The sequence below is a fragment of the Lentilactobacillus parabuchneri DSM 5707 = NBRC 107865 genome (genome assembly GCF_001435315.1).
Taxonomy (GTDB): Bacteria; Bacillota; Bacilli; order Lactobacillales; family Lactobacillaceae; genus Lentilactobacillus; species Lentilactobacillus parabuchneri.
Genome location: NZ_AZGK01000024.1, coordinates 1 through 17,311 on the forward strand (window position 1 = coordinate 1; position 17,311 = coordinate 17,311).

A 17,311-nucleotide genomic window follows, 5' to 3' on the forward strand; every position below is an offset into this window, starting at 1 on the left:
TGCGAGGGTAGGACGTTGCCACGCAATTTAGAAAGTCTTCAATGGTATTTACTATTGAAGGCTTTTGTTTTATATTGAAATAGTACATATTTTTAAGGAATATAGGTGAAATTATGAAGCGCTATCGATCTTACCGTCTAAGTTTAGGATGGCAAATCCTGATTGGACTCGTGATAGGTGTTGTCTTTGGTGTGATTTTTTACAAAAACAACACGGCAATTACTGCGATGCAAAATATTGGCACAATGTTTATTAATTTGATTCAGATGATTGTGCTACCGATCGTGGTTTCTTGCTTAACTGTTGGTATTGCCAGTATGGGCGATATTAAGAAATTGGGGCGGGTTGGACTCAAAACGATTATCTATTTTGAATTGATGACGACCATCGCAATTGCACTGGGGATGATTGTTGCCAATATGCTTCACCCCGGAACGTTAATCGATATTCATTCACTTCATGGTTCAGATATCAGTCAATATATGGCGACTGCAAAGACTGCCGAGCATACTGGGATTTGGGGAACTTTGATGGGGATTATCCCGACAAATATTTTTAAATCCTTAGCGAATGGCGATATGATGCCCGTCATTTTCTTTTCCGTCTTTTTTGGATTGGGGATTGCAGCAATCGGCGAAAAAGGTCAGATCTTAATTGATGGATTGAATGCCGTGGCTGAAGTTATGTTCAAGGTTACAAATTGGGTGATGCATGTGGCACCAATTGGTGTTTGTGCACTGATTGGTGTTGCCTTAGCAGAAATGGGAATCGGCGCTTTGATTCCTTTGGGTTATTTTGTGGCAATTGCCTATGTCACCATGACTGCATTCATACTGGTGGTCATGGGGATTGTGGCAAAAATATTTGGATTTAGCATTTTTGATTTACTGTTGGTTATCAAAGACGAAATTGTGTTAGCATTTTCAACCGCCAGTTCTGAAGCGGTGTTACCAAAGATGATTGAGAAAATGGATAAATTTGGAACGAGCCAGGGAATCGTTTCTTTCGTCATTCCAACTGGCTACACCTTTAACCTGGATGGTTCAGCAATCTACCAATCGATTGCTGCGCTGTTTCTCGCTCAGGCCTACCATATTAACCTCTCAATTGGCCAACAGATCACGTTGTTGGTTGTGTTGATGATTACCTCTAAGGGGATGGCCGGCGTCCCTGGCGCTTCCTTTGTGGTCCTTCTGGCGACTATCTCAACGATTGGTGTCCCAGTAACCGGATTAACGTTCATTGCCGGAATTGATCGGATTGTTGATATGGGCCGGACTGCCGTTAACGTGGTTGGAAACTCACTTGCAACCGTGGTTATTGGCAAGTCAGAAAAAGAGTTCGACGAAGAAAAATCTAAGAAGTACATTGCCTCATTTAAAAAACACGGCGTACCCGAAAGCGCCGAATAGTTCCACGATAGAATGATAAAAAGGTTGGCGTAAAAACAATGCGTCAGCCTTTTTTGATGATGTATATTAAAAGCCGTCAACGAATTTACGTTGGCGGCTTTATAATGTTATTTTCGATAAGATAGCAGTCATCTTGCAAGAATCAGTTTCCACCGGATTCTTGGAGGTTTCGTCCTCATAATTACTATTATTATCGTTTTATGTGTGGCAATTTAGTACGATTAATCGATTTCTCCCCAATTAGTTTCCTAAAAGGTGAAGCGTTTTTCGACTATGAGTAGCCGATCGACCACAAGTACGTCAGTACCTAAACGGTCGAGACCACCGAGAAATTGTATTAACCGAATTCCCAAAAGTTGAGTTGTCTAAACAAACGAAGTCGGGAAATTTCTTGTGAATCATCTAGCTGTAAAGCTAATAAGCAAGAAACAAAACGTTTAGACGCGTCAAACATTTATTCAATTCGGGAAGATCGGTTATCACAATTTCTCACTAAGCATGAAGCTGTGCGAGAGTTATCACAACCGGGCTTCCCTTGGTAGACTGGTGCTTCGTCGCTCCTGGGTCTGTAAATTCTGCTGTCATAACTCTCACCTCTTCAAAGTTTTTTATTTGGTAATGAAAAGTGTCCAGCCGATAACGACTGGACACAATAAACCACTTATCGCCAGTCGTTGAGCTTTAGCACTATGTGTTGTAGTTAAAAATTAACAGCTACATTAGTCCAAGCCTTACTTTGACCTGGACAGCTGACTCATTGGCGTTTTTCGACGTTTCTGAGCAGTAGCATTTTCCACATAGGAGCCTCACCTAACAGCTTTATTCATTTTTCATTCCAAAACTTATAATAGCACAGCCCTTGTTCTTTCGCAAGAATTAGGCTTACATATCCATGCCCGGAATATTGAGATCTTCAACCTTGACGCCACGTTCTTTGGCGAACGCATTCATTAAAGTATCCATATCCATTAACTTGTATTGTTTTGGATGATCAGGATCGTAGACTTCAAATTGGGCCATCATGCCGCCATCTTCGTGTTCAATGATGTGGCAATGGTTCATATAGACCCCAAGGTGATCGAAGCCGACTTTCAGACGGACGGTTTCACCAGGGTTAACCCCAACGGTATCCTTTAATCCATGTTCATTTGGATAAGGCTCATGGCCGTTTCTGGAAACAACTTGGAATTGAGTTCCATGCATATGGTAGGGGTGAACCATTCCGTTACTCATGTCATTGGTATTGCTAATGTCCCAATATTCAACATTGCCCAGCTTTTGTTTGTCGTCAATCCGTTGCATATCAAATTTCTTGCCATTCATCATGACTTCTTCGTCCATTCCAGACATGACGACCTTATGAACGGGGGCACCTGGCGTGACATCTGGGTCCGGAATATCAACTAAATGATCTGGCAGTTGTGTATTATCCGGGGCAAATTCATGAATTCTAAACCGCATAATTGGAACGTCGTCACAGAATAAAGTGACCTCATCGCCCGGCTTGTACTGACCAAAGTCGACAATTACTTCTGCCCGCTCTGCGCATGTCAGCATCAAGTGGGTAAAATCAACTGGTTCGGGCATAATGCCACCATCAGAGGCGATTTGGGTAAACTTTAAATCGTCACTAAAGTGCAGCCGCCACTCACGTCGATTGGCACCGTCCAGGATGCGTAATCGAAGCCGCTGCGTGGTTACGTCGAAGTATGGGTTAATAGTACCGTTAATCATCGCAGTGGGCCCCTGCACGCCGTCAGGGTCATAGTCGGCCATGTAGTCCCATTGGTTGTCTTCGTGGAAACGACGGTCTTGTAAAATCAACGGAATATCGTCCACACCGTAGTTTCTTGGGAATGGCAATTTGCTTTCGACGTCATCTTTAACCACCACGGCAGTTGCTAATCCCTTCCAAACATGTTCAGCAGTAGCTGGACACGGGTGGGCATGTAACCACAACGTTGCGGCTGGTTGATCACACTTGAATTCAATTTGGGTACTTTCGCCAGGATATACCGGCGCGTGACAGCCACCGTCAGTGATTGGTCCGGAAACGTTTAAGCCGTGCCAATGGAATGTTGTCAATTCGGGGAGTTCATTTTTCAGGGTAATATGGATCATTTTGTCTTTTTTAAACAAAATAGTCTTTCCCAAAAGATCGGTGTTATACCCCCAAGTTTTGGTCTTTTTGCCTGGTAATAACTGAACTTCACCGGTTTGGGCGATGACCGTGTAATACATATCGGTATCGGTTTCCTTATCCGGCTTTAGTAGTTCTGGAATTTTTAACGGTTGTTGGGGAGCTTTAGGCTCTTCAAGAGGAATAAATCCACCGTCATGAGTATTGTAGGCAGGCTCATCAAAAAAGTAATCTGTATAAACTTTTCTATTTGACATTTTATCCGCATCCTTTGATTATTTTGGATTCAAGTTAATAATACTACTAAATTAGACGCCGATACAGGATTTGTGGCATAATGGAATTACAAGAGGAGGTGGCACTGTGGCAGATGTAGTATCTTTCGACAAGTTAGATGAGACAGTCAGCAATAAAGCAGTGGAAGACTTTATCGATTTTTATCTTCGGTGGTTCAAGAAAAATGATCTGGAAATTTTGGCTGAATATAAGATTGATTATTATCTAGCTGATATTAACCACTATATTTTTGAGAACGAGTCCTTCACTCCTGAGCAAATGAAAAAAGAATTACTTGAACAACGCGGTCAAGACCTTAAACACGTTATTTCAGTAATTAACCCAGAGTATTATGGCAACGGTAGTTTGGTAGAAGGTTCATGGGATAAATGGTACCGGGAAAAGTTTGAGAAGGTTCCGGAACGCGACTAGTCTTTTGAATATACTTTCAATTGTTAATTTGCTATTATTGAGCTATATAGAGTAGTGAGGAGGGATTTTCATGGCTAAAGAAAAGACCGAAAAATCAAAGAAAAAGACAAGTTCAAAGAAGCTTCAATACAAGACTGATGTTGACGTTCACCAAATGGTAATTAATAAGTCGGTCATGTCTTTGAAAGTGCCGACTATTCTCGCTCAAAAGGAAGCACAGGGGTTGTTGACCAAGGCCATTGACGATGGAATTACCCCTTACTACCTCAGGCAGGAAACGATTGAGCGGCTGAGCGGATTTAGCCACCGGGAGTGATCACTTCCTTTCGCCGAATTTGAATCAGCGGGAAACACTTCAAATTTAAACCAAACAAATAGACTGGAGACAAACCAACGTTTGCTTCCAGTCTATTTGTTTGTGGGTTAGAAAAGTGTTTCAAAAACTATGGTAAATCGAAGAAGTGATCTGTTACGAAATCTAAATTGGTTAAATACCCCATGGTTACTTGGTTGCGACCTTTTCAGGAGCCGGTTCGTAGAGCTTCCTGTCCAGAAGATTCTCATCGGATGCGACGGCAATCGCAGTTGTCGTATCTCCAACCACGTTTAAGACCGTTCGAAACATGCCTGAGAACCAATCAATTCCAGCCAGGATGGCAATACTTTGCATTGGTAAGCCCAAAGTGGGAACAACAATTGTCAAAGCAACCAGACCGCCGCCGGGAACGACGACCGTTCCCAAGCAGGCGATGACGGACAACAGGACAATTTTAACCATTGATACTGGTGAAACAGACATACTATACAGTTGGGTCAACGTTAAGCAGGATAGTGACAAGTACATTGCCAGCCCATTGCTGTTTAAGGCCATCCCCAAGGGTAAAACCAGTTGGCTAATCGATTTTTCAACCCCTAGCCGATCTTCGGCATCCTCCATTTCGATTGGAAGCGAGATTGCTGAAGAAGTGGTGGTAAACGCCACCAGAATAATTCTCGAAAAACCGCGGACAAGTCCTCTCAGCGGTACTTTTGCGTACCAACTGATAAACCCAAACAGGACAATCAAGAAAGCAACACTGCCGACACCAAATGCAGTTAAAAATTTGAGCAGCGGTAGGATCACCTTAATCCCGGAGGTTGCGGTCACCCAGGCCATTAGCGCGGCAATACCAATCGGAGCGAGCTTCATCACCATCATGACCAGCTTGACAGTTAGCTGGTTGACTTGTTTGACGAGATTCAGGACCTGGTTGAATTGACCATTGGTATTGGCCCGGTTGAGGACAATTCCAAATAGAATTGCGAAGATGATGACTTGGATCACATTTCCCTTCGCAAGGGCATCAAAAATGTTAATGGGAAAGAAGTCCAAGACGGTCTGACTAAAACTCGTCGTTGCCTTGGCAACCGTTCCCGTTGTGCTGACGGAAGCCAGCTTAATGCCACTGCCAGGGTTGATGACGTATCCAATCAACAGTCCCAGCATGGCGGCCAACAGAGTTGTGATCAAGAACCAGCCGGCAGTTTTACCACCCAATCTTCCCAGTTGATCGGATTTTAAGCTGCCGAGGGCCTCGATAACGGCTCCGAAAATTAATAAAACGACCGCCATTTGAATTAAGCGTAGAAAAATATTTCCAAGTAGCTGAATGCCGGCAATCTTTGGACCAAATGCCAATCCAAGAAGGGCGCCGACAATCATGCCAATTCCAATTTGTGCCGTTATACTGATGTGTTTCACAGTGTATCCCCCAAACTTAATAGGCTTGTTGGTGGAGACTTTCGGTTAACAGCGTCACGCCTCGCTCCAAGTCTGCTTGAGACGTATTTTCTTCCGGGGCGTGACTGATGCCATTAATGCTTGGAACAAAAATCATCGTAGTTCTGGTCATTTGGGCCATAATCTGACTATCATGACCCGCGCCGGATGCGAGTTGACTGGATCTGAATCCCAAGTGATCGGCAATCGCTTGATTACGGGCCAACATGGCTTGATCAAGTTGGGTCGCGTCACTTTTGGCCCAGCGATTAACACTACTGGTAATCTTGGAAGCGCGCGGTGTTTCCACCACTTGATGAAGTATTTGTTCGAATTGATCTAGGACCGTCTCTTTTTCGTGGCGCGTGTCGATCGTGAAATCGACTCGTCCAGGGATGACATTTGACGTATTAGGTGAGACATGGAATTCACCCACGGTAAATGTCAGTTGCGGATCCACTTGACGGGCGTTTTTTCGTAAGTCGGAAATCAGGTCAACGGCCATCTGCAGGGCATCCGCTCGGTCATTCATCGGCGTAGTCCCGGCATGATTGGCAATCCCTTTGACCGTGACCGTAAACCGGCGTTGGCCGACAATTGATGTGACCAGGCCAATTTGTAAGTGGTGGTCAATTAACCGTGGCCCCTGTTCGATGTGCAGTTCGGTGAAGGTCACTGGTAATGCGGGCAAATTGTGGTTAACCCCAGGCAGGTCTAACTTTGAAACCGCAGCTTGTCTGGCAGCTTCAAAGCTGATGCCATCAGGGTCGCGCATTGCCAAATTAATTGATTGGCCGGTATAGTGCTTGGACCCGGTAAAGGTTTCCGGAAAGCGGCTGCCTTCTTCTTCGCTAAAGGAAATTAAGCGAAGCGTTTTTGAAGGTTGCCCATCAGCGTCCAAGAGCCTTTCAAGTGCTTCAAGGCCACCAAGGACCCCGTAAAGGCCATCGAATCGACCCCCTTGTTTGACAGTGTCAATATGAGACCCGGTCGCAATAACCTGTTCAGGATTCGTTTTTCCGGGAATATCCAGATAAGCGGTCCCAAAATCATCAACGGTTACCTGAAAACCAAGGTCGAGCCCCCACTGGATAATTTGCTGTTGCGCGGCGATCCAAGTGGGAGAGTAGACCAGTCGGTTTTGGCCAACCTCACCTTTTGATAAATCATTAATTTGATTCAAGCGATGTGCTAATTGATTTAATTGGGTTGTTGTCATCTGGCTGCCTCTACTTGGCGGCGCTGACACCGGTGAGTGGGGATGAGGCAACTGCACCATGTTCGATGACGCGGCCGGGTTTAGCCAGATAAGCTTTGCGGCCGGCCTCAACCGCCAGCTTGAAGGCTTCGGCCATGAGCGGAATATTTCCGGCGGTTGCCATTGAGGTGTTGGCCATAACCGCGGCTGCCCCCATTTCCATCGCTTCGGCAGCTTGGCTTGGACGGCCAATTCCAGCGTCGACGATGATTGGCAGGTCAATTTCATCAATCAAAATTTGAATCAAGTCTTTGGTTGATAATCCCTTGTTGGTCCCAATTGGTGCCCCCAAAGGCATGACCGTTGCGGCGCCAGCGTCCACTAATTGACGGGCAATATTTAAGTCCGGCAGCATATACGGCATGACAATAAAGCCTTCATTGGCCAAAACTTCAGTTGCTTTTAAAGTTTCGTAGTTGTCCGGCATCAAATATTTCTTGTCGGGAACGACTTCCAGCTTGATGAAGTTACTTCCGCTAAGTTCGCGGGCAATGCGGGCCGTTCGAATGGCTTCTTCAGCGTTGGTCGAGCCAGACGTGTTTGGCAAAATCGTGATGCCTTCCGGAATGTAATTGAGAATGTTTTCTTTTCCGGTTGTGTTGCGGCGAAGGGCCATGGTGATGATTTGGGCCTTTGCGTTATTAATTGCTGAATCGATTAAATCATATGAATATTTCCCAGATCCTAAAATAAATCGGGATGTAAAGGCGTGACCGCCAATCATGAGTTCATCTTTTTCATTTGCCATGAATAAATCCTCCTCAGATTTCTGTGTTTCCTAGAATTAAGCGGGTGATCATGTTGGCTTCATGACCGGCTGCGATCATGACCCGGGGTGCCATTAACCCTTCGGCGCCCATTGTGACACCATCTCCGGCAATATAGAGGTTCTTTCGGGGATGCTTGGTGGTAATGGTATTGGAGCTGTGCACCCCAGCCATTCCGGTTCCCATCACAATCGGCTTATCAGGATAAAATTCTGAAGCTGCATCCAGCAGCATCGCCTTTGCGGCGGGGTTATCGAAAGCCTCGCAGATAATGTCAGCGTCTTCAAACAATTCTTTAACATTGTCGTGGGTGATTTTAACCTGGTGAGTTTTGATCTCGATAAATGGATTAAACTCTTGAAGGTTTTGTTTCAAAGCAACCACTTTTGGCATCCCAACTTGGCTGAGCTTAAACTGTTGCCGATTTAAATTACTTAATTCGACTGAGTCAAAATCAATCAGGGTCAGATGACCAACCCCAATTCGGGTTAGGGCAATCGCGATGTTTGACCCCAATCCGCCAGCACCGGCGATAGTGACGTGGGCTGCGGCCAGCTTGTCGGTTGAGTCTTTGACGTTTCGTTCCTTCATGCCTTGATAAACGTCGTTATAGCTTGATCCTTGAATTTCTGGTTCCTGCATGTTGTTAATCGACTCCTTTTATAAAGTGAGCGAGTCCAAGCGGTTACAAGTCGGAGTGTAAGTCGGCTCTAAGAAAAATTCCCGGTTTTGGAATTTTGCTTAGAGGTGCTTACAAGGAGACTTGTGCTTGGAGGAGCTGTCCTAGAAAGTGAGCGAGTCCAAGCGGTTAGAAATCGGAGTGTAAGTCTCCTCGGAAGTAAATTCCCCGGTTTTGGGGATTTGCTTCCGAGGTGCTTACAGGGAGACTGCTGCTTGGAGGAGCTCTTGTTTAGCCACCACCGACGAAGGAAATTAATTCCAGTTTGTCGTTTTCGGAAATTTTAGTTGTGTCGAAATCAGCGCGGTGAATAATTTTCCCGTTTTGTTCGACAACGATATTTTCAATTGGCGCTTCGCGTTTTTTTAGGAAGTCCAGAATCGTTTCACCAACGACACCGGTTTCCTGTTCACCGTTTACCATCACCATAAAAAAAGTCCCCTTTCTTCAATGTCCGAAGAAAGAGGTTCATGGATGTTGGGTTTAACTTAAATTCGATTTACAGAAAAGAAAAACCTTCTTTTCCGCAAAAAGAAGGTTTAAAGTCAAAATTAGATCAACATTAAATTCGCTCTTCCTTCGGCAGTCCAAACTACATCAGGTTCGATGGGTATTATCTCAGCCGTTTCCGGCACCCCAGACGAAATATTCAATTAGGCTTGAATGACTTCCAAGCTCATAGTTTATTTATAACCGCTTACAATCTGAAAGTCAAGCGAGAAATATCGCTATACTTTTTGTGAAAGTTCAATTAAACTGATGGCAAACGCAAAATACTGGAGGAAATCATTGTGAAATTGACGAATCGACCACTTTATTTGGTGACGGATCATACAGAATTATCGGACGAGCAGTTTTTTAACGCGATTGAACAGGGCTGTCAAAATGGGGTGGGCTTGGTTCAACTGCGGCAAAAAGAAGGCACCAGCCGAGAAATTTTTGAACTCGCACAACAGGTCAAGACCATCACTGACAAATATCGCGTCCCGTTGCTGATCGACGACCGTTTGGACATTGCCCAAGCCGTGGATGCGGCCGGGGTTCATCTCGGGCAAAGTGATTTACCAGTGGACGTTGCCCGCAATATTCTCGGACCTCGAAAATTCATTGGCGCGACTGCCAAGACATTGAAGCAGGCTAAAGCTGCCGAAGAGATGGGCGCCGATTATCTGGGTGTTGGTGCGATTTTTCCAACCACGACTCACGTGAAGACCGTTCATACATCAGTCGAAACGCTTGGCAAAATTAAGCAGGCCGTTGGCATCCCAGTGTACGCGATCGGCGGCCTCAAAGCCGATAACGTCGACGCCATCGACGGTGCTCATGTGGATGGCGTCGCAGTTGTCTCAGCGATTATGAAGGCTGAAGACCCGGCAAAGGCTGCCCAGGAGTTGCGAAATGCGGTGGAGGAAGCGATTGGGTAGGAACTAGGAACTACTCGGAGAAAAACATGATGGCTTATACGAGTAATTAACTTTGTGCCATAAAAAATGAACAGCGCACTTTCGTGACTACTTTTAGTTGCTTTTTACCCCCAAGTAATATAATCTATTAATATACTTACAAAAAGTAAGCACTAGGAGGAAAAAGCATGAGCATGGTTGATGTAGATAAATTACAATTTGGCCTCGAGACGTTTGGCGATATCGTTCGAGGAGAAGACGGTGAGCTCTTGACGGCTGGCCAATCAATTCGCCAAATCGTTAAGGAAGGCGAACTGGCCGACAAATTGGGGGTCGACGTCTTTGGTGTCGGTGAGCATCATCGACCTGATTATAGTGTGTCGAGTCCAGAAATTGTTTTGGGATCGATTGCATCAGTGACTGACCGCATCAAGTTGGCTACGGCCGTAACCGTGCTAAGCTCTGATGATCCGGTTCGAGTGTATGAACGGTTCGCAACGCTTGAGGGCTTATCCGAGGGGCGCGCACAGGTCATGCTTGGCCGGGGGTCATTCACTGAATCATTCCCATTATTTGGCTATGATTTAACAGATTACGATGATTTATTCAACGAAAAATTAGAGATGTACAGCCAGCTACTAAAAGAAAAGCCAATTACCTGGCACGGGAAGTTCACCCAGTCACTAAAGGATCAAGACGTTTATCCAAAGACGGATTATAACGGCATTGAAACTTACATCGGAATTGGCGGTTCGCCTGAGTCGATCATTCGGACGGCTCGGTATGGTTATAAAGTGATCCTGGCGATTATTGGTGGGCAGGCTGACAGGTTTGTGCCATATTTGAACCTGTACAAGAAAGCTGCTGAAAAATACAATATGCCCGTTCTACCAGTTGCCGTTCACTCACACGGATTTATTGCTGACGACGAGGATGAGGCGGTTGAAGTTGCCTGGAAGAACATTAAGGCAAACTTTGACCGAATTGGTCTGACCCGGGGATGGGCACCAATGAGTCGGGAGCAATTTGACGGGGAAACCAAAGTTGGTTCCTTTTACGTTGGCAATCCAGAGCATGTTGCCCAACGAATCGCGCGGACAATTAATTTGATGAACCTGGGCCGATTTGATCTTGTTTATGGTGCCGGTAACCAGACCGCCGCACAACGTGAACGGATGATTGAATTATATGGAACCAAGGTCATTCCGCGGGTTAAAGAAATTTTGTCTGAGGAGGGCTAGTTATGGCTGAAATTAAAAATGTGGGTATCCTCGGTGCCGGAAAAGTCGGTATCGTGTTGGCCCAGCTTGCACTCGCTGCCGGATACCACGTCCGGATTTCTGGTTCGGGATCGGTTGAAAAAATCGCGATGACGATTGAAACGCTGGTTCCCGGCGCGACACCGTCGACCAATCAGGGGGTTGTTTCCAAGAGTGATTTAATTATTTTGGCGATTCCACTCAGTCGGTACAAGAATATCAAGCCTAAACTCCTCAAGGGCAAATTAGTGATTGATGCGATGAACTACTGGTGGGAGACTGACGGGATCCGCGAGGAAGTGTTGGACCCGTCCTCAACTTCCAGTGAGCAGGTACAGCAATATTTCAATAAGAGTACCGTCGTCAAGACTTTTAATCACATGGGTTACCATAATCTCCAAGAAGAGGCCAAACCAGCTGGCGCTGAGAATCGTAAAGCGCTGTTTGTGGCTGGTGACAACCATGAAGCTGTGGATGAAGTGGCTAAATTTGTGGACACCATGGGCTTTGATACAGTGGTTCACTATGACATTGCGGATGGCATCATGACGGAGCCGGGCAGTGAGCTGTTTGGTGCGAGCCTGACCAAGCCAGAACTTCAGAACGTGATTGATCATTTTGATGAAACTGAATTTGGCAAGAAGATTCAGGCAGAAGAAAATTAGGCAGCATTCAGGTTAAGAGGTTGGAGCAAAACATTGAGTTTTGTTTCGACCTCTTTTTAGTTTTTGGTTGAGCGAGGGTGTTCTTTTTTGATATGTGGGAGGGTATAATTAGCTCATAAAATTAGGTGTGCTTATATATGTATTCGAATATTTTAACAGCGGATGACCGAAAAATTTGATGCGCTTTAATCATGACTTTCGAGTACCTATTTTATACAAAGAAAGAGAAGAGAGGCAAACAACAATGGATGCACTGAAAAAACTGAGTGAACTGCATGACTATATCAAAAAGGACTATGAACGGGGCGCGTATGATAACTCTATTAAACAGGATTATGTTTATCATGAGGCAAACGAAAATCTGTCAGCGTCTGGTGATGACTATCAAATGGGGTTTGATCAGGCACTAAAGGACCATGAAGAGCATCGTTTCTTTAAGTCATACCCAGAAAAACTGGTCAATATCGGTAATCAGGTATCAGAGAATAAAATGCAAGAATTATCTGAGTTTATAGCTGGGTATAATGCCGGAAAGAAAAGGTTTAAGTAGGATTTTGAGTGAAACTGTCATTTATAGAAGTCAGCTGCTTTTGGGCCTGGATTGGCAGGGATAGTTGGCTTTTTTAGTTACCTAAAGATAACTAATTTCCAGTTAATCTAAAAAAATAACCACTCTTTTAAGTGGCTAAAGATTTAAATTATTAGGTATTTAGGATTGCTTCAGTGAGTAACTTAGAGAAATTGACTTTTTTCTCCTTGCCCAGGGCATCCGCCCATTTGGGGATGGTTAAAGTCTTTTTAACAGGTTGATTACTATGCAAATATTTGTTCAGATCAACAGAAACCATTGATGTAAACGACTTTTTAGGATCGTAAGTCAAGGTGAAATCGGGATCTTGTTTGAAGGGGTCGTCGTTAATTAAGGAAATATCATTTAAGTTTGAAGGCTTGGGCAATTGTTGGTCATTGTCCAAATAATCAGCCGCTACATTCCCTAACAAATCAGCCGCCATTCTCATGGCATCAGTAATATCCGTGCCCATGGTTCCGGACGAATGGAAGTCCGGAAAGTAGATAGAGTATTTATTTTCTTCGTTAGGATCGTAATAAAATAAAGCTGGGAAGACAATGTACATATGGCAACACTCCTTTCGATGTGTACTTAATATTGTGGGCAACGTTATTTTAGCACGTGTAATACGTGTATACAATGAAAATATCGTGCGAATAGATAGGCAAAGTGTCGAATGCTTGAAACACTTCTACTAATCGAATTGTCAAATATGAGACGTTCTACATTGGTAAAAGAGTGTTCTGTTTTCGACATGGTGTTCTAACTCCTGGTACAAGTAACCACCATTTTCGATTAAAATGTAGACCGCTTGTACCAAACAAAACGGTTTTGTCTAAATCAAAAACGCATTAATGAAATAACGGCCGCCAACGTAAAATCCGCGTTGACGGCCGTTATTAGGTTAATGCTCAAGACCCGATTCCCGTCAAATAATTATGAAAGGAAATTAGCTATGAACCACTAGATGCATATTATCGGTCATGTAACTTTATTTTGAAATTGGTTATCCAAGATTAAAAATATTGGTTAATCCCGTTTGCGGCGTTTGAAAATCATACCACCAGTTATTAAGACCATCCCCAACGAAATACTGCCGAGAATACTTACCCAGTTCTGTTGCTTATCGCCAGTTTGCGGCAAGACAGAGGCTTTATCAATCGGTGTTTTGCTATTAATATGACGGTAATCTCGTGATGTGGTGCTAGTGGTGGTTACCGTTGGTTGAATCGGTTGATTTGGTCGCGTTGGCTTAGTTGGTTGGTTCGGTTGACCTGGCTTAGTTGGCTTTCCCGGTTGATTAGGCATGTTCGGCCGATTTGGTTTGTTGGGTTGATTAGGCATGTTCGGCCGATTTGGTTTGTTGGGTTGATTAGGCATGTTCGGCCGATTTGGCTTTCCTGGTTGGTTAGGTTTGTTTGGTCGATTTGGTTTGTTGGGTTGGTTAGGCTTGTTTGGTTGAGATGGTTGAGATGGTTGAGATGGCTGAGACGGCTGAGACGGTTGAGACGGTTGAGATGGTTGAGACGGTTGACTAGGTTGACTCGGCTGATTAGGTTTAGGAGGCGTAATCCAGATAATGAACGGTGGGACGTCCGAAAGCACTGGGGTCTGCAGCTCCCCGAGAATTGTCGGCACAATGCTATTAACAATCTCACCAATCGTGTCAAAACCTGAAAAGCTTGCGTAGCTAATAGAATCCGGCAAATTGGTTGTTCCGCTTTGGTTTGCAGATACGGTGGCGCTGCCGGATCCTTTAATCCCCAATCCATCCAGCAGAGCATCCCAAAGATTCTCTGGAGTTGACCAGAGGCCACCTGTTAGGAATTGAAGGACTCGCCCAGGAATTACAATCGGTTGTGATGATGAATTAATCGGAGACAGTGAGAGTGTTCCACCACCGAGAATTGCCGGCATTGAAATAACCGCACCAGCAATGGCTTGCGGAATAATGAGTGCTAACTGCACAATTTTTTCCCATTGGTCTCCTGAAACTGCTCCCATCAATGACTGGGTATCAATCGGTGTTGCGGCTAATGCGGTCGCTTGGGCGGCTGTCGTTGAATCGGCGGTGCTATCTACGACAGCTGTCTTAGCTGAATCAGTTGTTGTACTTAGATTTTCAGAAGTGGCCGTGTTTTGATCAGCAGTTGTTGCTGCATCAGATGTTGCGGTCGGATCATCAGCTGAAGTTTGAGTTGTCTGGTCGGTTGTTTGGTTTGACTGGTTATCAGTTGCTGAACCATCCGCGTTTGCAGACTGATCATTAGTGGCCGTTGTCGCGTCTTGAGCACTATTTTGATCAGTAGTTGCGGTCGCAGTTTCTTGACTAGGATCTTGACCATTGTCAGTCGCTTGAGTTGCGTCGGCATTTGAAGTAGTTGCTGCATTTGAGGCCGTCCCTTGGTTACCCTCGTTAGCAGGGGACGCCGTTGCAGTCGTATTTGTTGTTGCAGCTGTTTGACTTACGTTGCTAGTAGTTGTTGGCTGTGAGCTAGTCTGTGATTCGGCAGTTGTCTGAGTATTATCAGTCGAATTCGCTGAATTATCAGTTGAACCGACTTGGGCAGTTGCCTGCGTGTCGGCACTTGGCTGGACCGCAGCCTCTGTGGTACTTGGTGTCTGGGCTTGATTATCATCGGTGTCGGCATGGACCGTGTTGGCGCCAAACGCACCGCCTGCCATCAAACCTGCTGTCAGTAGTGAAGCATATAACCAATGTTTCCCTGCTTTATACATCTTGTAATGAACCTTTGTGTTACTTCTCTCTGATTTTGACATTGTGTGATTCCCCCCTGATTAAAATAAATCATAAAAGTAAGCTAAGTTAATTCCCTCAATTAACGCGTGATTCGTTGGTCCTCAATGAAATTGTGCCAAATTTGTCTAACGTGGCTTGCCGAATATTTTTCCACAGAAGCCGGCGCATCCCGGCTATATCGTTGCAAAATCTCTCGGTGCGTCAGCAGATGTAACAAATGGCGATAGAGTTCGAATTCATCGCCAGGTCCAATCAGCTCCCCGTTATGGTTGTTTTGGACCATTTCCGCTGGACCGTAATTAATGTCGTAACTGAGCACTGGGCACCCGTAGCCCAGCGCTTCCAGGATTGCCATTGCAAATCCTTCGTATGAACTGGTCAGAGTCAACAAGTCAGCGTGCTGACAAGCAGACGTTAAATCAGGAACGTATCCCTTGAAAGTAATGTAGCTTTCAGCCTCAGACTGCTTGACGAGTTGGCGAAGCGTGTTGCCTTCCTGAAAGTTATTGATGGCATCTTCGTATCCATAAATATCCAAAGAAACGAAGGGCAGATGCGCATGCACCAAAACGATTGCTCGAATGATGTGGGCCAGCTGCTTTAACGGTGTAACCCGTGCGACTGCAATGACCTTACCAGGAATTCTGTCGCTAAACGGTGGTGACTGTTTGATCAACTGGTCGTCAAGGTAACTTACCGGAATAACCGTTGTTTTAACACTTGGGAAACGTGACTGAATGTCATGAGCTTCCTGTCGAGTGGAAACGATGATTCCCGATAACTTGTCCTTTAAATCAATGGCCTGCTGAACATATGGAAACAGTTTTCCGGTCCGTTTCGCATTTTGTGTAAAAATCGAATGCAAAATGAGATAACGTTTGGCGGGCTTGGTCATCAGCTTAAACGCTGGAATGGCAATCTCCTCGCGGTCACTATAAAACGTCACGCCGGAATTGTCGGCTGCCAAACAGTCGAGAAAATAGCCCATTAACTCATCTTGATTATCGAACTGCCAAAGTTTACCGTTGTGTTGCAGTTGAATCAGAGTCAGCACCGGTCGATTGTCGGGGCCGCCACGATAATACTCGGTCATGACGACGTGGCCATCTTTTTGATAGAAAGTTCGCGTCACCAGTTTGGCATGATCATCAAAATATTCAGAATAAACCCGTTGATTGAAGTCGTATAGATCACGACGGTCGGTAAAACCGAATTGATCCAAATAGTCGATATTATTAATCCAGCCATCCTTTTGGTTGACCCGAACCCGGAGCTTGCCATCCTTGAATCCTTGACCATTTTCAATTTGAATATTGGTTAAGTTGAAAAGAACGTCCTTTGCCTTGGGATAAGGCTCAAAATAGTTTGGGAGCCCCGTAAAGTACTGGTAAAGATTAATGACTTGGTGACTTTCAATCAACGGCTGTAAAACACGATTACTCCCCCGAATGTGATTTCGAGTAACAATCTTTGCTGGAACCTTGAGTGTGGTAAATAAATGTAATCTTTTAATCTGCGCGATTTCGATGGCAGACGTGTACTCATCAATCTGCGACGTCAAAAAATAGTGCGTTGTCATCACCCCCCGATATGTATGACAATATAGCAAACCTATTTTGGTCTAAATGTTGAAATAATATGTATTTATAAATAATTAATAGAACTTTTGAGGCCAAGATAATAGTACCGATATATACACTATAATATATAAAAATGGACATATTTGTTGTAAATAATTAACTAAATAGTTATTGGTTTTAAAGTAAGTATAAGTACAACCGTTATGCAAAGATTATTATAACAGAGAATTTGTTGTTTTCATACACCTACAGGCAACTATTATTTATAGCTGTTTACCCTGAAATTGACTAAAAAAATAACCATAAATACACAAAAATTCGTTTGGCATTTATGGTTATTTTGTGGGTT

At 44.5% G+C, this 17,311-nt stretch carries 16 protein-coding genes and 2 riboswitches; of the genes, 7 read left to right on the forward strand and 9 right to left on the reverse strand.

All coding sequences use genetic code 11. From position 1 onward, the window contains the following. The first annotated feature begins 113 nt into the window (after positions 1–113). Positions 114–1,412: a cation:dicarboxylate symporter family transporter gene (locus tag FC51_RS11595; protein ID WP_057910157.1), complete on the forward strand. Its 1,299-nt coding sequence runs from the start codon at positions 114–116 to the stop codon at positions 1,410–1,412. Between the two features lie 659 nt (positions 1,413–2,071). Continuing rightward, positions 2,072–2,237, reverse strand: a riboswitch (M-box (ykoK) riboswitch). Between the two features lie 57 nt (positions 2,238–2,294). Here the strand turns inward: FC51_RS11595 and FC51_RS11600 are convergent. Then, on the reverse strand, positions 2,295–3,809 hold the full coding sequence (locus tag FC51_RS11600) for a multicopper oxidase family protein (RefSeq protein ID WP_057910156.1): 1,515 nt from the start codon (positions 3,807–3,809) through the stop codon (positions 2,295–2,297). A gap of 106 nt (positions 3,810–3,915) precedes the next feature. Here FC51_RS11600 and FC51_RS11605 point away from each other — a divergent pair, with 106 nt between their 5' ends. Both FC51_RS11605 and FC51_RS11610 read left to right on the forward strand, forming a co-directional pair. Further along, on the forward strand, positions 3,916–4,260 hold the full coding sequence (locus tag FC51_RS11605) for a hypothetical protein (RefSeq protein WP_081037536.1): 345 nt from the start codon (positions 3,916–3,918) through the stop codon (positions 4,258–4,260). Positions 4,261–4,330: 70 nt separating this feature from the next. Further along, on the forward strand, positions 4,331–4,576 hold the full coding sequence (locus FC51_RS11610; protein ID WP_057910154.1) for a hypothetical protein: 246 nt from the start codon (positions 4,331–4,333) through the stop codon (positions 4,574–4,576). A 186-nt stretch (positions 4,577–4,762) separates the two neighbouring features. Here the strand turns inward: FC51_RS11610 and FC51_RS11615 are convergent, their stop codons facing one another. From FC51_RS11615 to thiS, 5 genes are all read right to left on the reverse strand, one after another. Continuing rightward, positions 4,763–6,001, reverse strand: a complete 1,239-nt coding sequence (locus tag FC51_RS11615) for a dicarboxylate/amino acid:cation symporter (RefSeq protein ID WP_057911354.1) — start codon at positions 5,999–6,001, stop codon at positions 4,763–4,765. A 16-nt stretch (positions 6,002–6,017) separates the two neighbouring features. Then, the gene (locus FC51_RS11620; protein WP_057910152.1) at positions 6,018–7,238 is read right to left on the reverse strand and encodes a M20 family metallo-hydrolase; all 1,221 of its coding nucleotides are present in this window, start codon (positions 7,236–7,238) and stop codon (positions 6,018–6,020) included. Positions 7,239–7,248: 10 nt separating this feature from the next. Further along, positions 7,249–8,025, reverse strand: a complete 777-nt coding sequence (locus FC51_RS11625) for a thiazole synthase (protein WP_057910151.1) — start codon at positions 8,023–8,025, stop codon at positions 7,249–7,251. A 13-nt stretch (positions 8,026–8,038) separates the two neighbouring features. Continuing rightward, positions 8,039–8,686, reverse strand: a complete 648-nt coding sequence (gene thiF / locus FC51_RS11630; RefSeq protein ID WP_057910150.1) for a sulfur carrier protein ThiS adenylyltransferase ThiF — start codon at positions 8,684–8,686, stop codon at positions 8,039–8,041. A gap of 268 nt (positions 8,687–8,954) precedes the next feature. Continuing rightward, positions 8,955–9,152 (reverse strand): sulfur carrier protein ThiS, encoded by a 198-nt coding sequence (thiS, locus tag FC51_RS11635; RefSeq protein WP_057910149.1) that lies wholly within the window; start codon positions 9,150–9,152, stop codon positions 8,955–8,957. Positions 9,153–9,279: 127 nt separating this feature from the next. Next, a riboswitch (TPP riboswitch) is annotated at positions 9,280–9,372 on the reverse strand. Between the two features lie 142 nt (positions 9,373–9,514). Between thiS and thiE the strand changes: the two genes are divergently transcribed. From thiE to FC51_RS11655, 4 genes are all read left to right on the forward strand, one after another. After that, positions 9,515–10,147, forward strand: a complete 633-nt coding sequence (gene thiE, locus FC51_RS11640) for a thiamine phosphate synthase (protein WP_057910148.1) — start codon at positions 9,515–9,517, stop codon at positions 10,145–10,147. A 173-nt stretch (positions 10,148–10,320) separates the two neighbouring features. Continuing rightward, positions 10,321–11,367, forward strand: a complete 1,047-nt coding sequence (locus FC51_RS11645) for an LLM class flavin-dependent oxidoreductase (RefSeq protein WP_057910158.1) — start codon at positions 10,321–10,323, stop codon at positions 11,365–11,367. 2 nt (positions 11,368–11,369) lie between these two features. Beyond that, positions 11,370–12,050, forward strand: a complete 681-nt coding sequence (locus FC51_RS11650) for an NADPH-dependent F420 reductase (RefSeq protein WP_057910147.1) — start codon at positions 11,370–11,372, stop codon at positions 12,048–12,050. A gap of 244 nt (positions 12,051–12,294) precedes the next feature. Continuing rightward, a complete protein-coding gene (locus tag FC51_RS11655) occupies positions 12,295–12,600 on the forward strand; it encodes a hypothetical protein (RefSeq protein ID WP_057910146.1) in 306 nt (101 codons plus the stop codon). Between the two features lie 151 nt (positions 12,601–12,751). Here the strand turns inward: FC51_RS11655 and FC51_RS11660 are convergent, their stop codons facing one another. The 3 genes from FC51_RS11660 to FC51_RS11670 all read right to left on the reverse strand — a co-directional run bounded on the left by FC51_RS11660 (position 12,752) and on the right by FC51_RS11670 (position 16,961). Beyond that, positions 12,752–13,186 (reverse strand): type II toxin-antitoxin system HicB family antitoxin, encoded by a 435-nt coding sequence (locus FC51_RS11660; protein WP_057910145.1) that lies wholly within the window; start codon positions 13,184–13,186, stop codon positions 12,752–12,754. 464 nt (positions 13,187–13,650) lie between these two features. Next, entirely contained in the window at positions 13,651–15,402 is a 1,752-nt protein-coding gene (locus FC51_RS11665) for a KxYKxGKxW signal peptide domain-containing protein (protein WP_057911355.1), read from the reverse strand. Between the two features lie 59 nt (positions 15,403–15,461). Next, positions 15,462–16,961, reverse strand: coding sequence for a glycosyltransferase (locus FC51_RS11670; protein ID WP_057911356.1), 1,500 nt, complete (start codon positions 16,959–16,961; stop codon positions 15,462–15,464). Positions 16,962–17,311 lie beyond the last annotated feature (350 nt).